This window comes from Myxococcus dinghuensis, from assembly GCF_024198235.1.
Taxonomy (GTDB): Bacteria; Myxococcota; Myxococcia; order Myxococcales; family Myxococcaceae; genus Myxococcus; species Myxococcus dinghuensis.
In genome coordinates, this window is record NZ_JAKCFB010000051.1 from 15,906 (window position 1) to 37,202 (window position 21,297).

Here is a 21,297-nt window from a genome sequence, read left to right on the forward strand (position 1 = left end):
TGGGCCGGCGTCAGCGGGAGGGTGGGCCGCTCAGCGGGTGTAGGTGCCCTGGTGTGCGTCCCACCACTCCAGCCAGTGGCGACGCGTCGCATCCAGGTCCCCCACGACGCCATCCCCGAACGTGGTGACGCCGGTGATGCGCCGCAGGGCCGCGCCCCAGAAGAGGCTGCCGTAGCGGTAGCGCTCGATGATGTGGGGCACCGCCTCCGGTCCCATCTCCACCAGCGCCTCGAAGGTCGGGTGGTCCAGGAACACGGAGGGGTTGGAGGACTCGCGGTGGTCCGCGCAGTGCAGCTCCCACCGCGCCGCGAGCGCATCGAAGCGCGTGGCGACCTCGCTCATGACACGCTCACCGCGGGTTGCCGGGGACGGACGTAGACTCGCACGGGCGCACCATACGAGGGCCCGGTCAGGTCGTCAGCGCTCTCGTGCCGGATGAGGGGCTGCGTGCCGATCTTGCTCGTGAAGCGGCCCTGCTCGTCCATCAGCGCGCCGTGGGTCACCTCGATGGGGCCCTTGCCCGTGGCCGGCTTGCGCCCGTAGATGACGACCTTCTCCAGCGTGGGGTCGTGGCTCAGGTCCACCGAGTCCAGCGGTTCGTAGCCCTGCTGCGCGTACAGCGCGTCGAAGTCCTCGACGCGGGTGCCGGGCCAGACCCACTCGTTGCGCTTGCCCACCGTCCAGGCGATGCAGTTGTAGCGCTGTGACGACGGGCCGATGCCGACGAACGTGTCCTCGGTGAGGTTCGGGAAGCTCTTGCTGCGCAGCAGCTCGTTCTTCCACGACGGGTCCGCGTCGTCATGCGCCACGCCCACGGAGAACTGGAAGTTCTGGCCGGAGGCGGAGTCCCAGGAGGTGCCGTCGTCCGCCTTGCCCCGGAACCACAGCGCCACGTTCGTGGCCTCGAAGGGCACGCGCAGGGAGGGCAGGAACATGCCGCCGGACTGACCGGCCTGGTCGGGGCGGATGTCCAGCGGCACCTCGATGGCGGGCTCGCCGTTGAAGGACACGCAGGCGACGACCTCCGAGGGTGTCTTGCCACCGGCGATGGCCTTGAGGCGATCCTGGTCGTAGGCGATGCGCAGCGAGTCTCCCGCGCGCAGGGTGCCGTCGACCTGCGTCTGGAAGTCTTCCGTGAAGGAGACCGTCGCGCCCTCGCGCGCGGCGACGGAGGCGTCGTTGCTGGGGTCCCACTGGTTGCTGACGCGGCCGCTCTTGTCCGTGGTGCGGAACGACAGCCGCACCAGGCCGCTGGCGTCGGCGGGGACGTCGAACGTGGCGGGCTGGATGGCGAGCCGGCCGTTCGCGTCGCGCGTGCCGTCGCTCATGGGCACCACGTTCTCGGTGCCACCCGGGTACAGGCGCCACACCAGCTCGACCTTCTCGTAGCTGGAGGAGAAGCGCGCCGGGTCGGCGCTCACGGTCAGCGGCTTGCCCGCCTCGGCGTGGAAGGAGGGGCCTCGGCCGGAGCCGGTGGGAAGCTGCACGCGCCCGTGCTCCGCGACGGCGGCGGAGGCCTTGCGCCCGCCCTGCTCGAAGCGGGCTTCGTAACCCGTGGCCTCGTGCACCTGGGGCTGGATGTCGAGCGCCTTCGACGAGACGGGCACCGGGGCCGTCGTCGCGCTCGCGCCCGTCAGCAGCGTGGCGGCGCGGGAGGCGCGAGCGTCGAACTGGTCCACCGCGCGGGCCGAGGACGTCTTCTCTCCCGCGGTGAGGGCCGGGCGCTTCGGCGTGACTCCGGTGGAGGGGGTGGGGACGAAGGACGGACGGCCGATGCGGTTCGACATGAGTCGGGTCTTCCTGGAGATCGGCCTGGGGGGGGCCGCGACGGATTATCGCTCCAGGAGGCGTGGGGTTTCCGGGTCGGCCAGAATTTCAGGTCAGGGGCTCCGTTGCCTCGGGAACCCCTGTCCGGCGCGGCCCTACCGTCGCAGCTCCACGCCGCTGACATCCTTCTTGTCGGCGTCGTCGGAGCCGCTCACGCCGATGAAGTACGCGTCGACGGCGACCTGTTCGAGGGTCTTGATGAACTTGGGTGCCGTGAGGGGGTACTTCTTCTTGCGAGCGAGCGCGACGATTTCATCCAGCTTGTCGAGCACGTACCGCTTGTTGCCGCTGAGCTGGTAGCCATGGTCCACGCAGATGTTGCCCTTGGAGATCTCGACCAGCCGGGCGACCTCCTCCTCGTCGTACTCCGTGACGTCCACGGGGAAATCCTTCACCAGGGCGGCGCAGGTGAAGTTGATCCGCTCCTTGGCATTGCGGTCGTAGGCGTACTCGCTCGAGTCGATCTTCAGGACGTTGAAGAGCCTCTTCCGCCTGAGCCAGGCCTCCTCCGCCTCCTGGCGCTCCCGCCTCTCCCGGGCGACGCGCTGCCGCTCCTGTTCGCGGATGGCTTCGGCCCGGCGCTCCTCCTCGTGTTGGCAGGCCACCTGGAGCGCCACGATGGCCGCCCACACGGGGGCCAGGTGGGAGTCCGTGTCGGTGCTCGACCACATGCTCTTGAAGTAGCTGCCCGTCCGGACGGAGTACATGTTCCGGTAGGCGTTCAATACGGCGTTCTCCCCGATGCCCGCGGCGGCGGTGGGCGAGTCGGGCATGCTGATGAGCCGCTTGACCATCCCGACGATGTCCCGTCGATGGTTCGCGACGACGTCACCCGACGTCATCCCCGTGAGGCGGCCCTTGTCGAAGCGTCCGAAGAAGGTCTCCCGGAAGCTCGGGTCGATGGGACTCATGTAATTGTCGAACGCGGCGACCCACTCCGCCAGCGCCTCGTGTTGGGCTGTGCAGAGGTTCACGAGCGTGTTCGCCGCGATGTCGAGCGCGCCTTCCCAGTCCGCATACGACGACATCGCGGCCATGCCACCTCGCACGATGCCTCGCATGCTGTCCGGATTCGTGGTGTTGCCCATCTCCTCCTTCAGGCGGGCTCCAGTCCCTTTCGTATCGTGGTCGACGTGGAGCTGCCTCCAGATGGTTCGATAATCCTTGGCGGTCAAAGACATGCCGATGGTCTCCCGAGAAGGCCCGGGATGAGTGCAACGGACATGCCTCGATGTCGGGATTCACCTGGATTCGGGGTGGCCTGCCCGGGAGGGTGATGCGTCCCTGGGCCATCGACGTGAACCTGGGGCATGAGCCGCGTCCGCGGTGGGAGCCGAGTCCGCACGGGACGCAGCCGCGTCTCGCGTGGACGCGAGAGGCCCCGCGCCACTGCTGCCGAGAGGTTGGTCCCACGCCTGGAAGGGCTCATCCCGGCGAGGGGTGGTTTCGTCACTTTCCGCCCCGAGGAGCGCCGGGTCGCCGGTAGTTCATGGGCCCTGTCCGCGCGTGGGAACCCGAATCGACGGGGGTACCCCCACCGCGCCCGCAAGTGAACGCGGTGGAGGGATTCATGCAATCACTCGGTCCAGGTGGTCTGGGTCGACACGCCGAAGCCGTCCGCCGGGTCGAAGAAGAAGGCGACGGTGCCGCCGCTCCAGCCCGGATACGTGGTGTAGCTGTAGATGCAACCGGAGAGCAGACGCCCGGAGAGCTGGCTGGCGAGGTTGGCGCGCCCGGCCACCTTGATGTCTTCGGGAACCTGCTTGTAGTAGTCGGCCCACACCATGGCGGCGTCGTACCGGCCGAGGACTTCCTCCGGCGCGGCGAGGTTGGCGCGCCAGGTGGCGGGGTAGGGGACGCGGCTCGCGGGGATGCCGAAGCAGGTGATTCCACCGGTGCGCGAGGAGCCGTCGATCCAGAACCGCATCTCGTTCCACCAGTCGAAGTGGCGGGCAATCACGCCGGTGTAGTCGGTCTTCGGGGCCTTCTCCAAGGCGGCGACGAGGACCTCCAGCGGGTGGCTCAGCGTGGCCGCGTTGCGGATGTTCCGCAGGCTCACCGGGCCGATGCCGGCGGTGTTGGAGATGGCGGCGACGGACGTGAAGGGCCGCGTGTTGAGCAGGGCCTCCGCGCCGTTCCAGGCGTTGGGCAGCGTGTCGTGCAGCTCCGTGGAGCTGATGCGGTTCACCAGGGCCACGATGGCCGCCTCGTCGTCCGCGGAGACCGCCAGCTCGTCGAAGATGCCGACGCAGTTGGGCTTGAGATAGAACTCGGCGCGCGCGCCCTCTTCGATCTCCTTCAGCCGGGTGTCGGCGACACCCGAGAGCGACGAGATGTCCGCGATGGACACGAAGGGCGTCGTGGCGCGGCGGGCGATGATGGCGCTCGCGATGTTGCTGGGCAGGTAGTAGTCGAGCGTCGCGTAGTTCACGCCGTTCACGAAGTCGAGGATGCCCAGGCACTCCGGGGGCACGTCGACGTTCGCCGAGGTGAGGGGCGCGGCGGTGTGCTGCTGCGACTCCTCGGCCGACACATCCGATTCGGTGACGACACCACCACAGCCGGTCATGAGGCTGACTGCGAGAAACGCCGAGCCTAGGCGATTCATGGGGATTCTCCTGGAGGGCACTGAGAGAAGGGTCACCGTGAATTCGGTGACTCGCATGGTTTAGAGGAATCCTCGACCCGACACAAATCGGGGCGGGGCCCCTCGCGCGTCGAGCGGCCCGGAGCGTGCGCGGCCCGAGGGAAATCTCCGAGCAGCGCCGTCAGGCGAACGCTCAATGAAAGTCAATCAAGCTCGAATGAGAAGTCAATCGAATGAGCCGGGTTTCGATATCGAAACCCGGTCGTGAATCCGTTCGCCTCATTCACGAACGGCAAATCAAGGAGGTCATTGTGAGTCTTTGGCGAAAGTTTCGAAACATGGGTGTCATGGGCGCCATCGCGCTGATGGGCTGCCAGGGCGCGGAGTCGCTCGAGGCGGAGCCCCGGGGCGAGCTGGCGGAGCAGGGGCAGGCGCTGACGTGCACGAACCTGATTCCGGTGATGACGAGCAACACGACGCCGTCAGGCACCGTCACCAGCTCGAGCGTCTACTCCGCGGACTATCCGGCGTGGAAGGCGTTCGACAGCGCCACGACGTTCTGGCTGTCGTCGATTGGCAACACGCCGGCGTGGCTGGCCTACGAGTTCCCGGGCGCGGCGCAGACGGTGAAGCGCTACGCCATCGGCTACGACAACGGCACCATCACCACGCGCGCCCCGAAGGACTGGACGCTGGACGGGTGGAACGGCAGCGCCTGGGTGACGGTGGACGCGCGCTCCAACCAGACGGGCTGGCCGGGCAACGGGCGTCGTGAGTACGTCGTCACGTCGCCGGGCGCGTACAAGAAGTACCGGCTGAACGTGACGGACGACAACGACGCCCGCACGGGCAACGTGGTCATCTCCATCTCCCGGCTGGAGCTCATCGACTGTCAGCCCTACCCCATGACGTCTTCCCTGTGGACGAAGACGTCCGGGGCGTCCGGGGGCTTCAGCCGCATCCACGACCTGGCGGGTGACCCGGCCGGGCGCACCTACTCCACCGGCATGACCTCCGTGGGCTTGAACGGGGCCACGGCGGTGGGGCCCATGGACGCGTTCCTCACGGCGCGCGACTGGAACGGCAACCTGCTGTTCCACAAGCAGCTGGGCGTGGCGGGCACGGTGACCCTGGGCTACGGCGTGGCCCGCAACCGCGCGTTCGAGGAGATCTACGTGGCGGGCTGGACCGGGGGCTCGCTGGATGGGCAGCCGGTGCCGACCACGGGGACCACGGCCTTCATCTCGCGCTACCGCTACACCGGCGTCTTCGGCTGGACGCGGCAGATTGGCGTGGCGGGGGCCCAGACGGAGGGCTACGGCGTGTCGCTCGACGCGGCGGACAACGCCTTCCTGGTGGGCGCGACGAACGGCGGCCTGGACGGCAACACGGTGACCGGGCAGTACGACGCCTTCGTGGTGAAGTACGACGCGAGCGGCGTGAAGCAGTGGACGCGGCAGCTGGGCGTCGCGGGGAAGGTCACCCACGGGCGCCGGGCGGCGGCGGACAACGCGGGCAACGTGTACGTGTCCGGGTGGACGACGGGCAACCTGGACGGCAACACGCTGACGGGGCCGCAGGACGTCTTCGTCACCAAGTACGACGCCAACGGGGTGAAGCAGTGGACCCGGCTGGCGGGGGCGCCCAACACCGGCGCCTACCTGTACGGCTCGCAGGTGGACGCGGCCGGCAACGTGTACCTGGCGGGCTACGCCGGCGGCGGCATGGACGGGGTGCCCAACGTCATCCCGCAGATCGACGTGTTCGTGGCGCGCTTCAGCCCGACGGGGACGAAGGAGTGGGTGTGGGAGCTCGACTCGGGCTCCGGCTCGTGGGCGATGGGCCTCTACGTGGACACGTCCGGCATCTACATGACGGGCGGAGGCGTGGCGGACATCACCCAGGTGACGGACACGAGCGGCGGGAAGGTCCACAACTACGTGGCCAAGCTGAACTTCAGCGGGGCCTTGCAGTGGGTGGTGCAGCAGGAGACGGCGCAGCTGAACGGCGCGGCGCAGGACGTGCGCAGCATGGGCGTCGTCGTGGACGACACGGGCAACCTGTACGTGGGCGGCTACGTGGACGGCAACTACCAGGGGAACACGCTCCAGGGCGCCCCGGATGCCTTCCTGAGCAAGATCGCCAAGCCGCTGTGACGGTGTGAGGTGACCTGGGGCGCGGCACGATTCGCGTGCGCCGCGCCCCTGTTCCCGTCGTTCGGGCACCCCGGCCACGTGGCTTCAGCTCACCGGCAGGCCGAGCGCCTTGATGCGCCGGTAGAGGTTGCCCCGGTCCACCTGGAGCAGCCGCGCGGCGCCGGCGATGCTCTCGCCCTCCTGGAGCGCGGCGCGGATGAGGTCCCGCTCGAAGTCCTCCACGTGTTCGCGGTAGCTCTTGTCGCCCAGGCTGGGACGTGAGGGGGCGGCGGCGGCGATGGGGCCGGAGATGGCCTCCGGGCCCAGCGTCAGCGGGCCGTGGCCCCGCAGGAGGTTGAGCCGCTCGATGACGTTGCGAAGCTCCCGCACGTTGCCGGGCCAGGGATAGGCGCGCAGCGCGGCCTCCGCCCCGGGCGCCAGGGTGAGCGCGACGTCCGGGCCGGCGAACTCCGCCGCGAAGGCGCGCGCCAGGGGGAGCAGGTCCTCGGTGCGCTCGCGCAGCGGGGGGATGTGCAGTGGCATGACGTCGAGGCGGAAGAAGAGGTCCTGCCGGAAGCGCCCCTCGCGCACCGCGCGGGCCAGCTCCTGGTGCGTGGCCGCGAGGATGCGCGCGTCCACGGGCACGGGCACCGACCCGCCCAGCCGCTCCACCTCGCGTGTCTCCAGCACGCGCAGCAGCTTGGCCTGGAGCTCCAGCGGCATGTCGCCAATCTCGTCCAGGAGCAGCGTGCCGCCGTGGGCCTGCTCGATGCGGCCGGCGCGGCGGGCGAGCGCGCCGGAGAAGGCGCCCTTCTCGTGGCCGAACAGCTCGCTCTCCAGCAGCGTGGAGGGGATGGCCGCGCAGTTGACGGCGACGAGCCGGCCCTTGCGCCCGGAGGCCAGGTGCAGCGCCCGCGCGACGCGCTCCTTGCCCGTGCCCGTCTCGCCGGTGATGAGCACCGCCGTGTCGCTGGGCCCCACGCGCGCGATGAGCTGGCGCAGCGACTCCATGGCGGGGCTGTCGCCCACGAGGTGGCCGGGCCGGGCGAGCGCGTCCAGCAGCCGCTCGCGCTCCTCCTGGAGCGCGCCGAGCGCCAGGGCGTTGCGCAGCGCCGTCAGGAGCCGCTCGGGGGACGGCGGCTTCTCGACGAAGTCCGTGGCGCCCAGCTTGAGGGCCTGCGCGGCCTCGGCGGGAGAGGCCTCGCCGGAGAGGACGACCACGGGGACGGGGAGGGGGCGCGGCAGGCGCGCGAGGAACTCCAGCCCGGTCTCGCCCGGCATGCGCAGGTCGAGCAGCATCATCGCGGGCGGGCGGTCCGGCTCCTCGAGCAGGCGCGTGGCGTCGGCGGTGGAGCGGGCCTCGACGGGCTCGAAGCCCTCGTCGCTCAGCAGGCCCCTGAGGGCCTTGAGCACGCCGGGGTCGTCGTCGACGACGAGGATTCGGGGACCGGGCTTCATGGGGTGGTGGGGGCCATGGGGGAGGGAGGCGGCGTGAGCGGCAGCTCCACGCTCGCGAGCGTACCGCCGCCGGGCGCGGGCTCCAGGCGCAACGTGCCGCCGTGCTCGTGGGTGATTTTCTGGGCGATGGGGAGCCCCAGGCCGCTGCCCTCGGGCTTGGTGCTGAACAGGCCCCGGGTGAGGGCTGGGCCCTCGAGCACGCCCGGCACGCCGCTGCCGCCGTCCGTCACGAGGACGCGCACGGCGCGGCCGTCCTCGGCCTGGAGCTGGACGCGGACGGGGGACGCGTCGGGAGCGGAGGCCTCCGTGGCGTTCTTCACCAGGTTTCCGAACAGGCGGCGCAGGCCGTCCGGGTCGGCGCGCAGCGACGCCTCCGGGCCCGGGACGAGCTCGACGGGGACGGGGGAGGTGCCGGCGTAGAGCGCGCAGACCTCGGCCAGGAGCGGGCGGAGCGCGACGTCCTGGAAGCGCGCGGCGGGCAGGCGGGCGAAGGTGGAGAAGCTGTGCGTCATCCGCATCAGCAGCTCCACCTCCTCCTGGAGGAGCGCCACGGACTCGGCGACGCGCGTGGCGTCGGCGGCGGAGCCCGAGTCCGCCTTCGACAGCCGCGCGAGCGAGAGCTTCATCGCGGTGAGGGGGTTCTTCAGCTCGTGGGCGAGGGCGCGCGCCACGTCCTGCCACGCGGCGATCTGCTCGGCGGCCTTGAGGCGCTCGCGCTGGGCGACGAGCTCCTGGCCCATGCGGTTGAACTGGCCCAGGAGGAACTGGAGCTCGTCGCGCGGCGGGTCGCTCGCGGGCAGGCGCACGGCGAGGTCTCCGCGCGCGTAGGCCCACATGCCCTCGGTGAGGGTGACGATGGGCCGGGTGAGCGAGCGGCCGAGCAGCACCGCGGCGAGCACCAGCACGGCGGCCGCGACGAGGACGAGGACGGTGATGAACGCGGGCACGCGGCGGACGAGGGCGCGGCGGGCCAGCTCCGCCTGCGCGAGGTTGAGGCGGGCCTCGTCCAGCGTGTCGCGGGGCAGCCCCCGGCGCTCCAGGTCCGTGGACACCGCGTCGAGCACGGCCTCGACGGGGGACACGGAGACGGACAGCACCCGCTCCAGCGCGTCCTGCGCCAGCGCGCCCAGCAGCAGCAGCGGCAGCAGGCCCGCCACGAGCATCACCGCGAGCAGCCGGCGACGGAAGCGAGGGGGTGGAGGCGTGGGGGACATCGGAGCGGGGGCCTTCACGGGAAAGGGGGCGCGCCAGGGACTACGCGCGAGTCGCGCCGCGCTTGCGCCCGCGTTCTACCGCTCCTCGGGGGCATGGCCCAACCCGGGGGTGGTGCTGATAGCCTCCTCCACCCGGATGCCCCGCCTCCTCGCGCCCTCCCAGAGCTGGTTGTTCGGCCGTGGCGTGGACCTGTCCGTCTTCGCGGGCAGCGCGCTCGTGTCCGTGGCGCTGGTGCGCGCGGCGCCCTGGCTCGGCGTCGTGGGCGACACGCCCGCGTGGGCCTGGGTGCTGCTGGTGGTCTGCGTGGACGTGGCCCACGTCTGGTCCACGCTGTTCCGCACGTACCTGGACCCGGCCGCCCTGCGCGAGCGACCCGGCCTCTACCTGGGCGCCCCGCTGGTCGCGTGGGTGTGCGGTGTGGCCGCGTACCAGGTGTCCGCGGGCGCGTTCTGGGCGCTCTTCGCCTACGTGGCCCTGTTCCACTTCGTCCGCCAGCAGTACGGCTGGGCCGCGCTCTACGCGCGCAAGGCCCGCGCCCCCGCCCTGGAGCGACGCCTGGACGCCGCCGCCGTCTATGCCGCCACCGTGGGCCCGGTCGTCTGGTGGCACGCGAACCTGCCCCGGGGCTTCTGGTGGTTCGTCGAGGGCGACTTCCTCCCCGGCCTGCCGGTCTGGGTGGGGACGCTCGCGCTCGTCCTCCACGCGGGGGTGCTCGTCGCCTGGGCGACGTTCCAGGCCCTGCGCGTGGCGCGCGGCGAGGGGCTCCAGGTCGGCAAGGTGTTGCTGGTGGGCGCGACGTGGGTGGCGTGGTTCGGCGGCATCGTGCTCGCGCGGGACGACTTCACGTTCACGGTGATGAACGTGGTGCTGCACGGCGTGCCGTACTTCGCGCTGCTGTTCCGCTACGCGCGGGGCCGCGACGCGGAGGGCCGCTACGGCGTCGCCAGCGAACTCCTGAGCGCGGGGCTGCCCGGCTTCCTGCTGTTCCTCGGGGCGCTCGCGTTCATGGAGGAGCTGCTGTGGGACCGCCTCGTGTGGCACGAGCGGCCCGGTTTGTTCGGAAGCGTGGGGTGGCTGCTCGACGCGGACGTGCTCGCGCTCGTGGTGCCGTTGCTCGCGCTGCCGCAGGCCACGCACTACGTGCTCGATGCGTTCATCTGGAAACCCGGCCGCGAGCCCGCGTTGCTCGCGCGACTCGGCTGGGCGACACGACGCGTGGAAGAGGGTCCACCATCCGCCACCTCCGGCGAATCGGTGATGGTCATTCCCGCTCGGAATGAATAAGGGTCAGAGCCTTCTATGGCTCGACTCCTGCTCGTCTCCAATCGTCTCCCTGTCACCGTCAAGGTGGAGAAGGACAGCGTCGCCGTGGTGCGCAGCCCGGGCGGGCTGGCCACGGGGCTGAGCCGTCCCCACGAACGTTCCGGCGGGGTATGGATCGGCTGGCCCGGGGACGTCTCCCGTCTGTCGGACAGTCAACGCTCCCAGGTGGAGGCCCAGCTCGCGGGGCTGCGCTGCGTGCCCATCCACCTGTCGGCCAGCGAGGTCGCCCGCTACTACGAGGGCTACGCCAACCGCGTCCTCTGGCCGCTGTGCCACTACATGCTCGACCGCGTCCCCCGGCAGGACCGGGACTGGGACGTGTATCGCAAGGTCAACGAGCGCTTCGCGGACCTGGTGGCGAAGCACTACCAGCCGGGCGACACCATCTGGGTGCACGACTACCAGTTGATGCTCGTGCCGGGCCTGTTGCGCCAGCGCCTGCCCGACGCCCGCATCGGCTACTTCCACCACATCCCCTTCCCGTCGTCCGAAATCTTCCGCACGCTCCCGCACCGCGAGGAGCTGCTGGAGGGGCTGCTCGGCGCGGACCTCATCGGCTTCCACACCGTGAGCTACGTGCGGCACTTCTCCGGCGCGCTCCTGCGGCAGCTCGGGCTGGACACGGACATCGACCGCGTCATCTGGAACGGCCGGCAGGTGCGCGTGGGCGCCTTCCCCATGGGCATCGACACCCACGTCTTCGAGTCGCTGGCGGAGGACCCGAGCGTGCTGGAGGACGTGGCCTCCATCCGCCGCAACGCCCAGGGCCAGCGCATCCTCCTGGGCATCGACCGGCTGGACTACACCAAGGGGATTCCCCGCCGGCTCCTGGCGGTGCAGCGCCTGCTGGAGCGCGAGCCCGCGTGGCGCGGACGGCTGCGCTTCATCCAGGTGGCCGTGCCCAGCCGCACGCAGGTGGACGCCTACGCCACCTACCGGGAGAAGGTGAACGAGCTGGTGGGCCGCATCAACGGCCTCTACGGCTCCGTCCAGAACGTGCCGGTCCACTACCTGTACCGCTCGTTCAACGAGAAGCAGCTGGCGGGGCTGTATCGCGCCGCGGACGTCATGCTCGTCACGCCCGTGCGCGACGGCATGAACCTGGTGGCGAAGGAGTTCTGCGCCGCCCGGCCGGACGAGGACGGCGTGCTGGTGCTCAGCGAGTTCGCCGGCGCCGCGGACGAGCTGCACCGCGCGTTGGTGGTCAACACCTACGACGTGGAGGCGGTCGCGGACGCCATCGAGCAGGCGCTGGAGATGGGCGAGTCGGAGCGGCGCGAGCGCATGCGCTCGCTGCGCGCCCAGGTGAAGCAGCACGACGTCCACTGGTGGGTCGCCAGCTTCCTGGACCGGCTCCAGGGGCTGCCCACGCTGTCGCTGCGCAGCACGCGGGGAGGCCTGGAGGCGCTGACGGACCTGAAGGGCGCGCCGCACCTCTCGCTCCTGCTCGACTACGACGGGACGCTGGTGGGCTTCGCGCCGAGGCCGGAGCTGGCGGCGCCCGACGACGAGCTGCTCGCGCTCCTGGGGAAGCTGGTGGCGCGCCCGGACACCTCCGTGAGCGTGGTGAGCGGGCGCCCGCGGGAGACGCTGGAGGCGTGGTTCGGAGAGCTGCCCATGGGCCTGTACGCCGAGCACGGCCTGTGGTCCCGCCCGGCGCCCGGCCAGCCGTGGCAGATGCTGGAGGGCGTCACCATCGAGTGGAAGGGCGCGGTGCGCGCCGTGCTGGAGTCCTTCGCGGCCCGGGTGCCCGGCTCCTTCGTGGAGGAGAAGTCCGCGTCGCTCGTCTGGCACTACCGGCAGGTGGACCCGGAGTTCGGCGCGCTCCAGGCGCGCGAGCTGCGGCTCCACCTGGCGGACACCTTCGCGCGCCAGCCCATCGACATCATGCCGGGTGACAGGGTCGTGGAGGTGCGGCCACGGGATGTCCACAAGGGGCGCGTCGTTCCGCAGGCGACGCGAGGCCTGCCGCCCGACACCCGCGTGGTGGCGCTGGGCGACGACCGCACGGACGAGGACCTGTTCGCGTCGCTGCCGCCGGGCGGGCTCGCCATCCACGTGGGCAACAAGCCCACGCGCGCGACCTACCGTGTGAGCGGCCCCGCCGAGGTGCGTCAACTGCTCGCGGCGCTGGTCGCCCCCTGATGTCGCGGATACCCATGTCCTGGAGCGCCAGGACACACCGCGCTGCCCGATAGTCGAGGGCGGCTTCCCTCGACTACCGGACACGGGGCGCGGCGCCGGGAGATTTCGTGGCCCGCGGTGACAGCCCCGTGGCCTGCCGGTGTTCATACTCCGGGTCGGACTTTCTCGAGGGGAGATGGACCATGGATGTCCCGCGACGGGGAATGCGGGTCGGTGCGGCCGTGCTCGTGGTGAACTTCACCGGGGCGAGGGACCCGAGCGAAGAGATGGCCGCGAACGACGTGGAGCTCCTGTCTCCGCTCCTGGGGCCAGTGCCGTCCACGCTCGCCCCGTTGGACCGCGCGGCCCTGCGTCAGGTCATCGCGGGCCCGGTGGACTCCGGCGCCTGCGCGGCGCAGGTGAGGGTCAGCGGTCCGGAGGGGCGCTGGCTGGGGACGAGCGGCCTGGCCGACCTGCGCACCGGCGCGCCCGTGCCCGCGGACGGTCGCTTCCGCATCGGCGCGCTCACCCAGACCTTCACCGCCACGGTCGTCCTCCAGCTCGCCGCCGAGCGAAGGGTCGACCTGGAGCGCCCCATCCAGCACTACCTGCCCGGCCTCCTGCCGCCCACGCACGGCCTCGTCACGGTCCGGCAGTTGTTGGACCACACCCACGGCCTGGCCGCGGTGCCGCACCCGGCCCGGGACCCGGCCTGGTTCTTCGAGAACCGCTTCCGCCGCTGGACACCGCGCGAGGTCGTGGCGCTCGCGCTCGCCCAGGGGCCCCACTTCACGCCCGGGACGCGGCAGGAGGAGGGCGACACCGGCTACTTCGTCGCGGGGCTGCTCATCGAGAAGCTCACCGGTCGTCCCTTCGCCCAGGCCGTGCGTGAGCGCCTCCTCGCGCCCCTGCACCTGCGCGACACGTCCGTGCCGGGCAACGACCCCACCCTCCCGGGCCCCCACGCCCGGGGCTACGAATCCATCGACGACGGCGACGGCGCCCGGCGCCACGTGGACGTCACGGAGGCCAACGCGTCCTGGGCCTGGGCCGCGGGGGAGATGATCTCGAGCACCGCGGACCTGGACACGTTCCTCGTCGCGCTCTTCCGGGGCGGCCTCCTGCCGGAGGCCCAGTTGGAGGAGCTGTTCACCGTGCCGGACGTGCCCCTCGTCGGCGGCGGGCAGGCCCTCCACTCGGCGGGGCTCACGCGCTGGACGCTGGAGGGCCTCACGCTGTGGGGCCAGCGGGGGGCGAGCCCGGGCTACGTCAGCGGCATGCTCGCCACGCGCGACGTCCGCCGCCGGCTGATCTACTCCCTCAACACCCTGCACATGGCGCGGACGCGGCCCGCGCTCGCGGACCGCATCGTGCGTACGGCCTTCACCCCGCGCGCCGCCGCGACGTAGCGCGGGGCACGCGGGCGACGACTAGGGCATCCGCGACGCGGTGCGCCCGCTCGGGCCCTGGATGAGCACCCGGCGACCGAAGGCGCGGTCCACGCGCCCGAGGAAGTCCCGGAACGCCGGGTACTCGTCCGCCTTCACCCGCGCGACGTCGAGCGCCACCAGGCCCTCGGCGACGAGCTTCCCGTCCTCCACGCGGTAGGTCAGCTTCAGGCGGCCGAAGGCGTTGGACTCCTCCACCGCCTGCGGCAGCTCCGTCACCGACCAGCCCGGGGGCAGCGTGTAGCGGAGGTCGAAGCCGTTGGTCCACGGGCTCTGCATCACCAGGTCGAAGCGGCGCTCGGCCAGCGAGGCGAAGGCCTGCTGGTAGGTGCGGCCCGTGCCGAAGGGCAGGAAGCGCACGCCGTTGGGCAGCACCTCCGCGTAGCGCGGGATGCTCATGTGGAAGTCGAGCGCCACGTCCTCGTCCAGCTTCGTGGTGTCGTTGAGCTTCACCTCGTTCACCGTCAGGCCGGGGAAGCTCTGCGCCCACGCGCGCTCGAAGGTGGACTTGCGCGACGCCTCCGGGCGGTACGCGCGGCGGTACTCCGGCGCGCTCTGGCCGCTCACCGTGCTCTGGCCCTTCACGTCCGCGCTGCCGTCCGCTCGCAGGAGCACGTCCAGCGACAGCTTCGTCGCGTTGTCGGCCGCCTTCGCCTCCGGCGTGGTGAGGAAGCTGCTCTTGCCGTCCGGCTCCACCACCAGCACGTTGGCCACCCGGTCCGCGCTGGGCAGCTCGCGCGCGCCGTGGAACTCCGCCGTGCCGTCCAGGTACAGGTCGAACTTGGGCACGTAGGCGATGGCGTGGTTGAAGGCGGCGAGGCTGGCGGGCTCCGCGTCCAGCGCGCCCAGGTTGCGCATGCGCAGCAGCACCAGCCGGCTGTCCACGCCCGCCACCCGCAGCATGGCGTGGATGAGGCTCGCCTTGTCCTTGCAGTCGCCGAAGCGGCGCGACAGCACGCGGTCCACGCGGTAGGGCTTGAAGCCGTGGATGCCGAACTCCAGCGCCACGTAGCGCGTGTTCGTCACCACGAAGTTGTAGATGGCCCGCACCACCGCCAGCTCGTCCTTGCGGTCCACGCCCTGCAACACGGTGTCCACCGTCTGCCGCAGCTCCGCGTTGGGCTGGAGCTGGTCGCGCACCAGGCCCCACCAGTAGCGGCCCACCTGCTCCCACGTCTTGTACGTGGAGACGTGGAGGTTCTGCGCCACCTCCGCCCAGCCCGGCATGCCCGGCTCCGGCACCACCTTGGCCACGTGCTTCGCGCTCCAGCGGTACAGCACGCGCCCGTCCTCCGGCGTCTCCTGGGCGCTCTCCACGCCGGCCAGGCGGCTCTTGTTCCAGTACAGCGGGCGCTCCTTCGGCATCTCCACCAGGTACTGGAAGCGCAGCTTCGGGTAGACGCCCTGCACGCTCTCCACGTCACCCCAGTAGTCCGACAGCAGGTTGTCCTGCGCGGTGTCGTCCAGGCGCCACGTCACGTCCAGCGTGTCGCCCGCGGCGAGCGACGGGAAGGAGAGCACCTTGGCGCGGGCGTCGTAGTACATGCCCGTCCACGGCTCGTTGATGTTGCGGTCGTTCTCGCCGTAGCTGTCCACCACGGAGCCGTCCTGCTTCGTCACGCGCACACGCAGCACGCGCACCTCCTGCCGGTCCGGCGAGTAGGTGATGGGCAGGTTGCGGAAGGCGTCCACGCCGCGCGCGTTCTGCACCTTCACCACCATCTGCGACAGCCGGCTGGACAGGCCGCTCTTCTGGACGCGCACGTAGGTGTTGTCGACCAGGTAGATGGCGTCCTCGTGGACGTAGGCCTCGGCCTCCTTCGCCAGGGGGCGGGCGTCCACCAGGTACTGCATGCCCGCGCCGGACGTCTCGCCCTTGAGGGCGCGCAGCGCCTCCTTCAGGCCCGGGTTCTGCGGACGCAGCACCAGCGAGCGCTCGAAGGCGGCCAGCGCCGGCTCGCGGCGGCTGGCGGCCAGCAGGGCGCGGCCCTCGCGCTCGTAGACCTCCGGCTCGTCGGGCGACAGCGCGCGGGTCTCGGCGAAGAGCTTCACCGCGTCGTCCACCTGGCCGTTGCTCGCCTTCAGCTCCGCCAGCCGCACGCGGGCGCCGTTGTCGAAGGGGTTGAGGGTGACGAGCTGCGCGTACTCGCGCTCGGCGGCCTCCACCTGGCCGGAGTCCGCCAGCAGGGCGGCCAGGGCGCGGCGGGTGCCGGTGTCGTCGAAGCGCAGCGCGAGCACCACGCGCATGCGGTCCATGGACTCGCGGTGGCGGCCGAGCTGGCGGGACACCTGGGCGGCGGCGCGCACGGCGCGGGGCAGGCGGGGCTGCCGGCGGAAGGACTCCTCCACCAGGGCGTGCGCGCGCGGGCGCTCACCCAGGGCGTCGTAGGCGCGCGCGAGCATCAGCCGCGCGGCGGAGTCGTCCGGCGTCTTCTCCAGCACGGGCTCCACCAGGGCCATGACGCGCTCGGGGTGGCCGCGCTCCAGCTCGTGGTCCGCCAGCGCCACGCGGGCCTCGGACAGCGTGGGGTCCGCGGCGATGGCGGCCTCGAGGAAGCGGCGGCGCTCGTTCAGGTCGTCGCGCTGCACGCCCGCGGCGAGCATCTGCAGGCGCGCGTCCTGCGGCGCCTGGGTGGCCGCGCGCGTGGCCTCCACGGTGGCGGTGTGGTCGCGGTCGTCGAAGGCGCGGTAGAAGCCGAGCACCCGCGCGTAGTCGCCGCGCAGCTGGGCGTCGTTGGGGCTGCGCTCCACCAGCGCGCGCAGCGCGGAGGTGAGGGTGGGCAGCGTCTGGGGCGCGGGCGGCGCGCCGCGCTCCAGGGCGGGCGCCTTGGCCGGCAGCGACGCGCGCAGCGACGGCAGCTCCTGGCGGAGGTAGAAGCCCAGCGGGCCCGTCTCCTGGCACACCTTCAGGAGGACGCGGTTGAGGCCCTTGCGCAGCTTCACGGACACGCGGGACTGGTCCGGGCGCGGCAGGTTGTAGCGGTCGTCCTTGGCGGCGAGCTGGCCGTTGACCCACAGGCGGAAGGCGCCGGAGGTGCCCAGGCCCAGCGCCACGCGCGTCTCCGTGGGGGAGTCCAGCCAGGTGACGGCGTAGGCCACCGCCTCGCGGTTGGGGCGGATGGCGGTGGACAGGTCGACGTAGCCGTCCGCCGTGTTCGCCGTCAGCTTGCGCCAGGACACCTCGCGGCCCTTGGCGCCGGGGTAGCTGGCGCCCAGGTCCAGGTTGGCCGCCTCCGGGCCGAAGTCCGTGTCACAGCCGGACTTGCCCTCGTTGTCGAAGCCGCCGACGACGTAGTAGTCGCCGACGAAGCCCATCCACTGCTTCACCTCGTTGGCGCGCACCAGCCGGCCCCGGGCGCGCTCGGTGTCCAGCAGGAGCAGCTGCGCGGTGGCGCGGGTGTTGGCGTCGTAGCTGCGGCGCGAGGCGATGAGCGAGTAGGTGCTCACCAGCGGCGTGAGGTCCTCCACTTCGTCCACCAGGGAGTGCAGCCGCAGCAGACCGGCGGCGCCCCGGGGCGAGGAGGCCTGCTTCAGCGCCTCGGCCGCGTACACGCGGGCCGTCTCGTCCGCCGCGGGCCGGGCCTGCACCCAGAGGGGGCAGGTGAGCACGAAGACTGCGGCCAGCCATGTGAAGCGGGACATCCGTTCTCCTCGTTGCGACGTGCGAATGGGCGCCGGGCCCCGAAAAGCGCGGGCGCCGACGCCGATGAACAGGCGGACCCTTCAGGGCCTTCCCCTGCATGTGGCCCCGGACGGCGGACAGGCAACCGAAAATGTGTCCTGGGTACGATATGACGACAGGTGGGGGCAGGTGTGGCCCTTCCGCGTTCTAGAGTGTCCGGCGGGGCCCCGGTGCGTCGGGGCGCCCGTGTCCGCTCCCCTGGAGAGCCGCCCCATGCGCCCACTCGTCGTCGTGCTCGCCGTGTTGAACCTCGTCGCCTGCGCCGGGAGGGCCGCGGCGCCCCCGCCCGGGGAGCAGGCGCCCGCGGCGTCCGACACGGCCGCGCCGTCCGAGGGCGGGTCGGCGCTGGCCCCCACGGACTCGACGCGGGTGGCCATCGACGCGGACGTGGCCTTCCGCAAGGGGGACATGTTCCAGGCCCTGGCGCTGTACCGGAAGGCCTGGGCGGCCGGCGCCCGGCAGGCGTCCGTGGCCTACAACGCGGCCTGCGCGGCGTCCGTCGCCATGGAGCGGGAGGAGGCGCTCGGCTGGCTGGAGCGCGCGGTGGACGCGGGCTTCGACGACCTGCGGCACCTCCAGGGCGACCCGGACCTCGCCAACGTCCGGATGCTGCCCGGCTACGCGGGCATCGTCGAGCGGCTCCGGTCCCAGCCGCCCCGGGAGGCGCCGGAGTCCTCACGGGGCGACGAGACGATGGCGCCGGCGGACTGACGGCCCGGGACCGCGCGCCCCCGTCACGAGGAGGGCGCGGTCCGCGGTGCCGGGGCCTTCAGCGTGAGGCGCGGGGCAGCTCGCGCAGGAAGGCCTGGACGCCCGCGTGGTGCAGGCGGTCGGCCTCCACGCACAGGCGGACGGACTCCAGGGCGCGGACGTAGGCGCGGGGCGCGCCCTCCAGCCTGGCCACGCGCGGTCCGAGGAACGACTCCAGCTCCTGGCGGCCCTGGTCGTCGCAGAGCGAGCCCGTCATCTGGATGAGCCAGCCCAGCTCGTCCGAGCGCACCTTCTGGGCGAACGCGTCGAAGTGCTCGCGGTAGAACGTCCACGCCGCCCGCCGCGTCTCCGGCGCCAGGAGCGCGCTCACGAGCAGGGGCCGGCTGTCGCGCATCTCGAACTCGCCGCTCGCCACCAGCGCCAGCGTCTGTCCGACGAGCGCCGGGTCGCGGAAGCCGGCGAGCGCGCCCAGGAACTCGTTGCGCTCGTTGACGTCCTCCGCCTTGCGCGCCTGCGTCAGCAGCGTGTCGAACAGCGCCCGGTCCCCGTTGCGCGCGGCCACGTGCAGCACCAGGGGCACGGCCTCCGGGTCCACGCTCTTGCGGTCCGCGAGCCACGCGCGCGCCAGCGTGCCGGCCTCGCGCACCAGGGCCGGGTCCTCGCCGAGCGTCGTGGCCAGCGTCAGGTACCGCGCGCGGCGCTGCCGCACCTCGTCGCTGTCGCCGGGCTTCGGCTGCCAGCCGTACCCGCGGGCGCGCGGGCCGTACAGCGTCCCCGCCCACGCGCGCAGCTGGGCGCGCTCGGCCGGGGTGAGGGCCTCCATGTTGACCAGCCGCAACAGCCGCGCGCCGCGCGCGACGATGGCCTCGTCGGGGTCCTTGGCGGTCGTGGGCACCAGCTTCATGGCCACCGCGAGCGGCAGGTCCCCTCGGCGCACGCCGGCCTCCACGTCCGCCAGGAGCGTGATGCGCTCGGCCGTCGACAGCGTGCCCTTGGGCACGGCCAGCACCTGCGCCAGCTGCGCCTGCGTGTAGCTGGTGCGGTAGTAGCCCAGGCCCCCCGCGTTGAGCAGCACCCACGAGGGGCAGCCCTTCACGCCCAGCTCCAGCTCGCCGGTGGGCGCGGTGAGCAGCTGGCAGGTGCGCGCCTCGCCCTGCTTGCCCCCGGCGCGCACGCACACCGGCACGGACCAGGTCTGGGCCGCGCTGGCGGTGGAGCCCGCGGGCACGTAGCGCTCCTGGGAGAGCTTCAGCTTCGGCGCCGCGTTCGGGGCGCACTGGAGCTCGGCGGAGATGCGCGGCGCGCCGGCCTGGTCGATGAAGCTGCGGAAGGCGCGCGCCACCTCCGGGGTGGTGGACTTCGCGAGCGTGGCGGCGAAGTCGTCCGCGGTGGCCGTCTTCCAGGCGTGCTCGCGGACGTGGGCGCGCAGGAAGTCGCGCATCTTCTCCTCGCCCAGCCACGCCTCGAACATGCCGACGATGGCGGAGCCCTTGGCGTAGGTGGTGGAGTTGTCGAACGAGCCGATGACGTCGTCGTGCGTGTCCGCGGGCTTGCGCACCGGCAGCGTGGAGGCGAGCGCGTCCGCCTCCAGCGCGCTGGCGATGGAGTTCAGCGCCGCCTCCTGCGCGTAGCCCCACTTCGGATCGAAGCCGCCCATCGTCTTGCGGTCCAGCCACGAGGTGAGCGACTCGTTGAGCCAGATGTCGTTCCACCAGCGGCAGGTGACGACGTTGCCGAACCAGTAGTGGCCCAGCTCATGGCCGGCGATGTTGACGTACCACTTGCGCCGATCGAGCGTCTCCTCTTCCGGGCGGATGAGCGTCAGCGGCTGGCCCAGGGCGACGATGCCCGGGTGCTCCATGGTGCCCCAGTAGCGGGGCACCACCGCCACGTCGAGCTTCTCGTAGGGGTAGGGCTGGTCGAAGAAGTCCTCCAGCACCTGGACGATGCGCCCCGTGACGCTGGCGGCGTAGCGCGTCTCGCCCCCGCGGCCGCGCGGGACGATGAAGCGCAGCGGCGCGGCGTTGCGTCCGGCGGTGCCCGCCTCCACCACGTCGAACGGCCCCACGACGAAGGCGACGAGGTAGCTGGGCATGGGCTTGCTGTTGGCGAAGGTGACGCGCTCCAGCCCGTCCGGCAGCGCCTCCTTCGACTCCACCGGGTGGTTGGCGAGCGCCACGTCCCCGGCCTTCACCGTGAACCGCAGCCTCCACGGCACCTTGAAGCCCGGCTCGTCGAAGCAGGGGAAGGCGCGCCGGGCGTCCACCGGCTCGAAGAAGGTGTAGAGGTAGTTGAGGCCGTTCTCCTCCTGCGAATAGATGCCGCGGCTGCGCTCGCGGTCCACCTTGCCGGTGAAGGGGATGACGATGCGGGCCTTGCCGGGCGCCAGCTCCTCCGGCAGCAGCAGCCCCAGGCGCCCGTCGCTCGCGGTGACGGCCTTCGCCTCCAGCGCGCGGGCCTCCGTCTCCACGCGGGCCGAGCCGATCTCCAGGTCCTGGCCGTGCAGCCACACCTGGCGCACCGGCTCGCGCACCTCCACGTCGATGGTGACGGTGCCCGTGTACGTGGGCTCCGTGGAGAGCAGCTTCAGGTCCAGCGTGTACTGCGTGGGCCGCACGGAGTCCGGCAGCCGCAGGTCCGGTGGGAGGGGCTCCGGCCACTCCTGCTTCGCGACGGGTGGGGGAGCCTCGGAGGGAGTCGTCTGCGGCGCGTGACCGCAATGCAGCGAGACGAACGCGGGGACGATGAGGAGGAGGTGCCAGCGCATGAGGCCGAAACTACCGCGCC

The 21,297-nt window shown here is 71.9% G+C and carries 13 protein-coding genes; 5 read left to right on the plus strand and 8 right to left on the minus strand.

The features are described 5' to 3' along the window. Positions 1 to 30: 30 nt before the first annotated feature. The 4 genes from LZ198_RS37740 to LZ198_RS37755 all read right to left on the minus strand — a co-directional run bounded on the left by LZ198_RS37740 (position 31) and on the right by LZ198_RS37755 (position 4,435). Positions 31 to 342, minus strand: coding sequence for a hypothetical protein (locus tag LZ198_RS37740; RefSeq protein WP_253976996.1), 312 nt, complete (start codon positions 340 to 342; stop codon positions 31 to 33). After that, complete coding sequence (locus tag LZ198_RS37745; RefSeq protein ID WP_253976997.1) at positions 339 to 1,787, minus strand: DUF6209 family protein; 1,449 nt, start codon at positions 1,785 to 1,787, stop codon at positions 339 to 341. The genes LZ198_RS37740 and LZ198_RS37745 overlap by 4 nt, the downstream gene beginning before the upstream one ends. 135 nt (positions 1,788 to 1,922) lie before the next feature. After that, positions 1,923 to 3,008, minus strand: coding sequence for a hypothetical protein (locus LZ198_RS37750; protein WP_253976998.1), 1,086 nt, complete (start codon positions 3,006 to 3,008; stop codon positions 1,923 to 1,925). Between the two features lie 395 nt (positions 3,009 to 3,403). Then, on the minus strand, positions 3,404 to 4,435 hold the full coding sequence (locus LZ198_RS37755) for a hypothetical protein (RefSeq protein WP_253976999.1): 1,032 nt from the start codon (positions 4,433 to 4,435) through the stop codon (positions 3,404 to 3,406). A 317-nt stretch (positions 4,436 to 4,752) separates the two neighbouring features. Here LZ198_RS37755 and LZ198_RS37760 point away from each other — a divergent pair, with 317 nt between their 5' ends. Then, positions 4,753 to 6,570: an SBBP repeat-containing protein gene (locus LZ198_RS37760; RefSeq protein ID WP_253977000.1), complete on the plus strand. Its 1,818-nt coding sequence runs from the start codon at positions 4,753 to 4,755 to the stop codon at positions 6,568 to 6,570. 84 nt (positions 6,571 to 6,654) lie between these two features. On the opposite strand, the gene LZ198_RS37765 is transcribed toward LZ198_RS37760, so the two are convergent. Continuing rightward, entirely contained in the window at positions 6,655 to 8,007 is a 1,353-nt protein-coding gene (locus LZ198_RS37765) for a sigma-54-dependent transcriptional regulator (protein ID WP_253977001.1), read from the minus strand. Then, on the minus strand, positions 8,004 to 9,221 hold the full coding sequence (locus LZ198_RS37770) for a sensor histidine kinase (protein ID WP_253977002.1): 1,218 nt from the start codon (positions 9,219 to 9,221) through the stop codon (positions 8,004 to 8,006). Before LZ198_RS37770 ends, LZ198_RS37765 begins: the two co-directional genes overlap by 4 nt. Positions 9,222 to 9,357: 136 nt before the next feature. Here LZ198_RS37770 and LZ198_RS37775 point away from each other — a divergent pair, with 136 nt between their 5' ends. From LZ198_RS37775 to LZ198_RS37785, 3 genes are all read left to right on the plus strand, one after another. Beyond that, the gene (locus LZ198_RS37775) at positions 9,358 to 10,506 is read left to right on the plus strand and encodes a hypothetical protein (RefSeq protein WP_253977003.1); all 1,149 of its coding nucleotides are present in this window, start codon (positions 9,358 to 9,360) and stop codon (positions 10,504 to 10,506) included. Positions 10,507 to 10,521: 15 nt separating this feature from the next. Next, complete coding sequence (locus LZ198_RS37780) at positions 10,522 to 12,690, plus strand: bifunctional alpha,alpha-trehalose-phosphate synthase (UDP-forming)/trehalose-phosphatase (RefSeq protein WP_253977004.1); 2,169 nt, start codon at positions 10,522 to 10,524, stop codon at positions 12,688 to 12,690. A gap of 203 nt (positions 12,691 to 12,893) precedes the next feature. Then, the gene (locus LZ198_RS37785) at positions 12,894 to 14,078 is read left to right on the plus strand and encodes a serine hydrolase domain-containing protein (protein ID WP_253977005.1); all 1,185 of its coding nucleotides are present in this window, start codon (positions 12,894 to 12,896) and stop codon (positions 14,076 to 14,078) included. Between the two features lie 21 nt (positions 14,079 to 14,099). Here LZ198_RS37785 and LZ198_RS37790 read toward each other — a convergent pair whose 3' ends face one another. Next, complete coding sequence (locus LZ198_RS37790; protein WP_253977006.1) at positions 14,100 to 17,759, minus strand: DUF3857 domain-containing protein; 3,660 nt, start codon at positions 17,757 to 17,759, stop codon at positions 14,100 to 14,102. 253 nt (positions 17,760 to 18,012) lie between these two features. Here LZ198_RS37790 and LZ198_RS37795 point away from each other — a divergent pair, with 253 nt between their 5' ends. Then, complete coding sequence (locus tag LZ198_RS37795; protein ID WP_253977007.1) at positions 18,013 to 18,510, plus strand: TPR end-of-group domain-containing protein; 498 nt, start codon at positions 18,013 to 18,015, stop codon at positions 18,508 to 18,510. A gap of 58 nt (positions 18,511 to 18,568) precedes the next feature. Here LZ198_RS37795 and LZ198_RS37800 read toward each other — a convergent pair whose 3' ends face one another. After that, complete coding sequence (locus LZ198_RS37800; protein WP_253977008.1) at positions 18,569 to 21,277, minus strand: M1 family metallopeptidase; 2,709 nt, start codon at positions 21,275 to 21,277, stop codon at positions 18,569 to 18,571. Between the last annotated feature and the right edge of the window lie 20 nt (positions 21,278 to 21,297).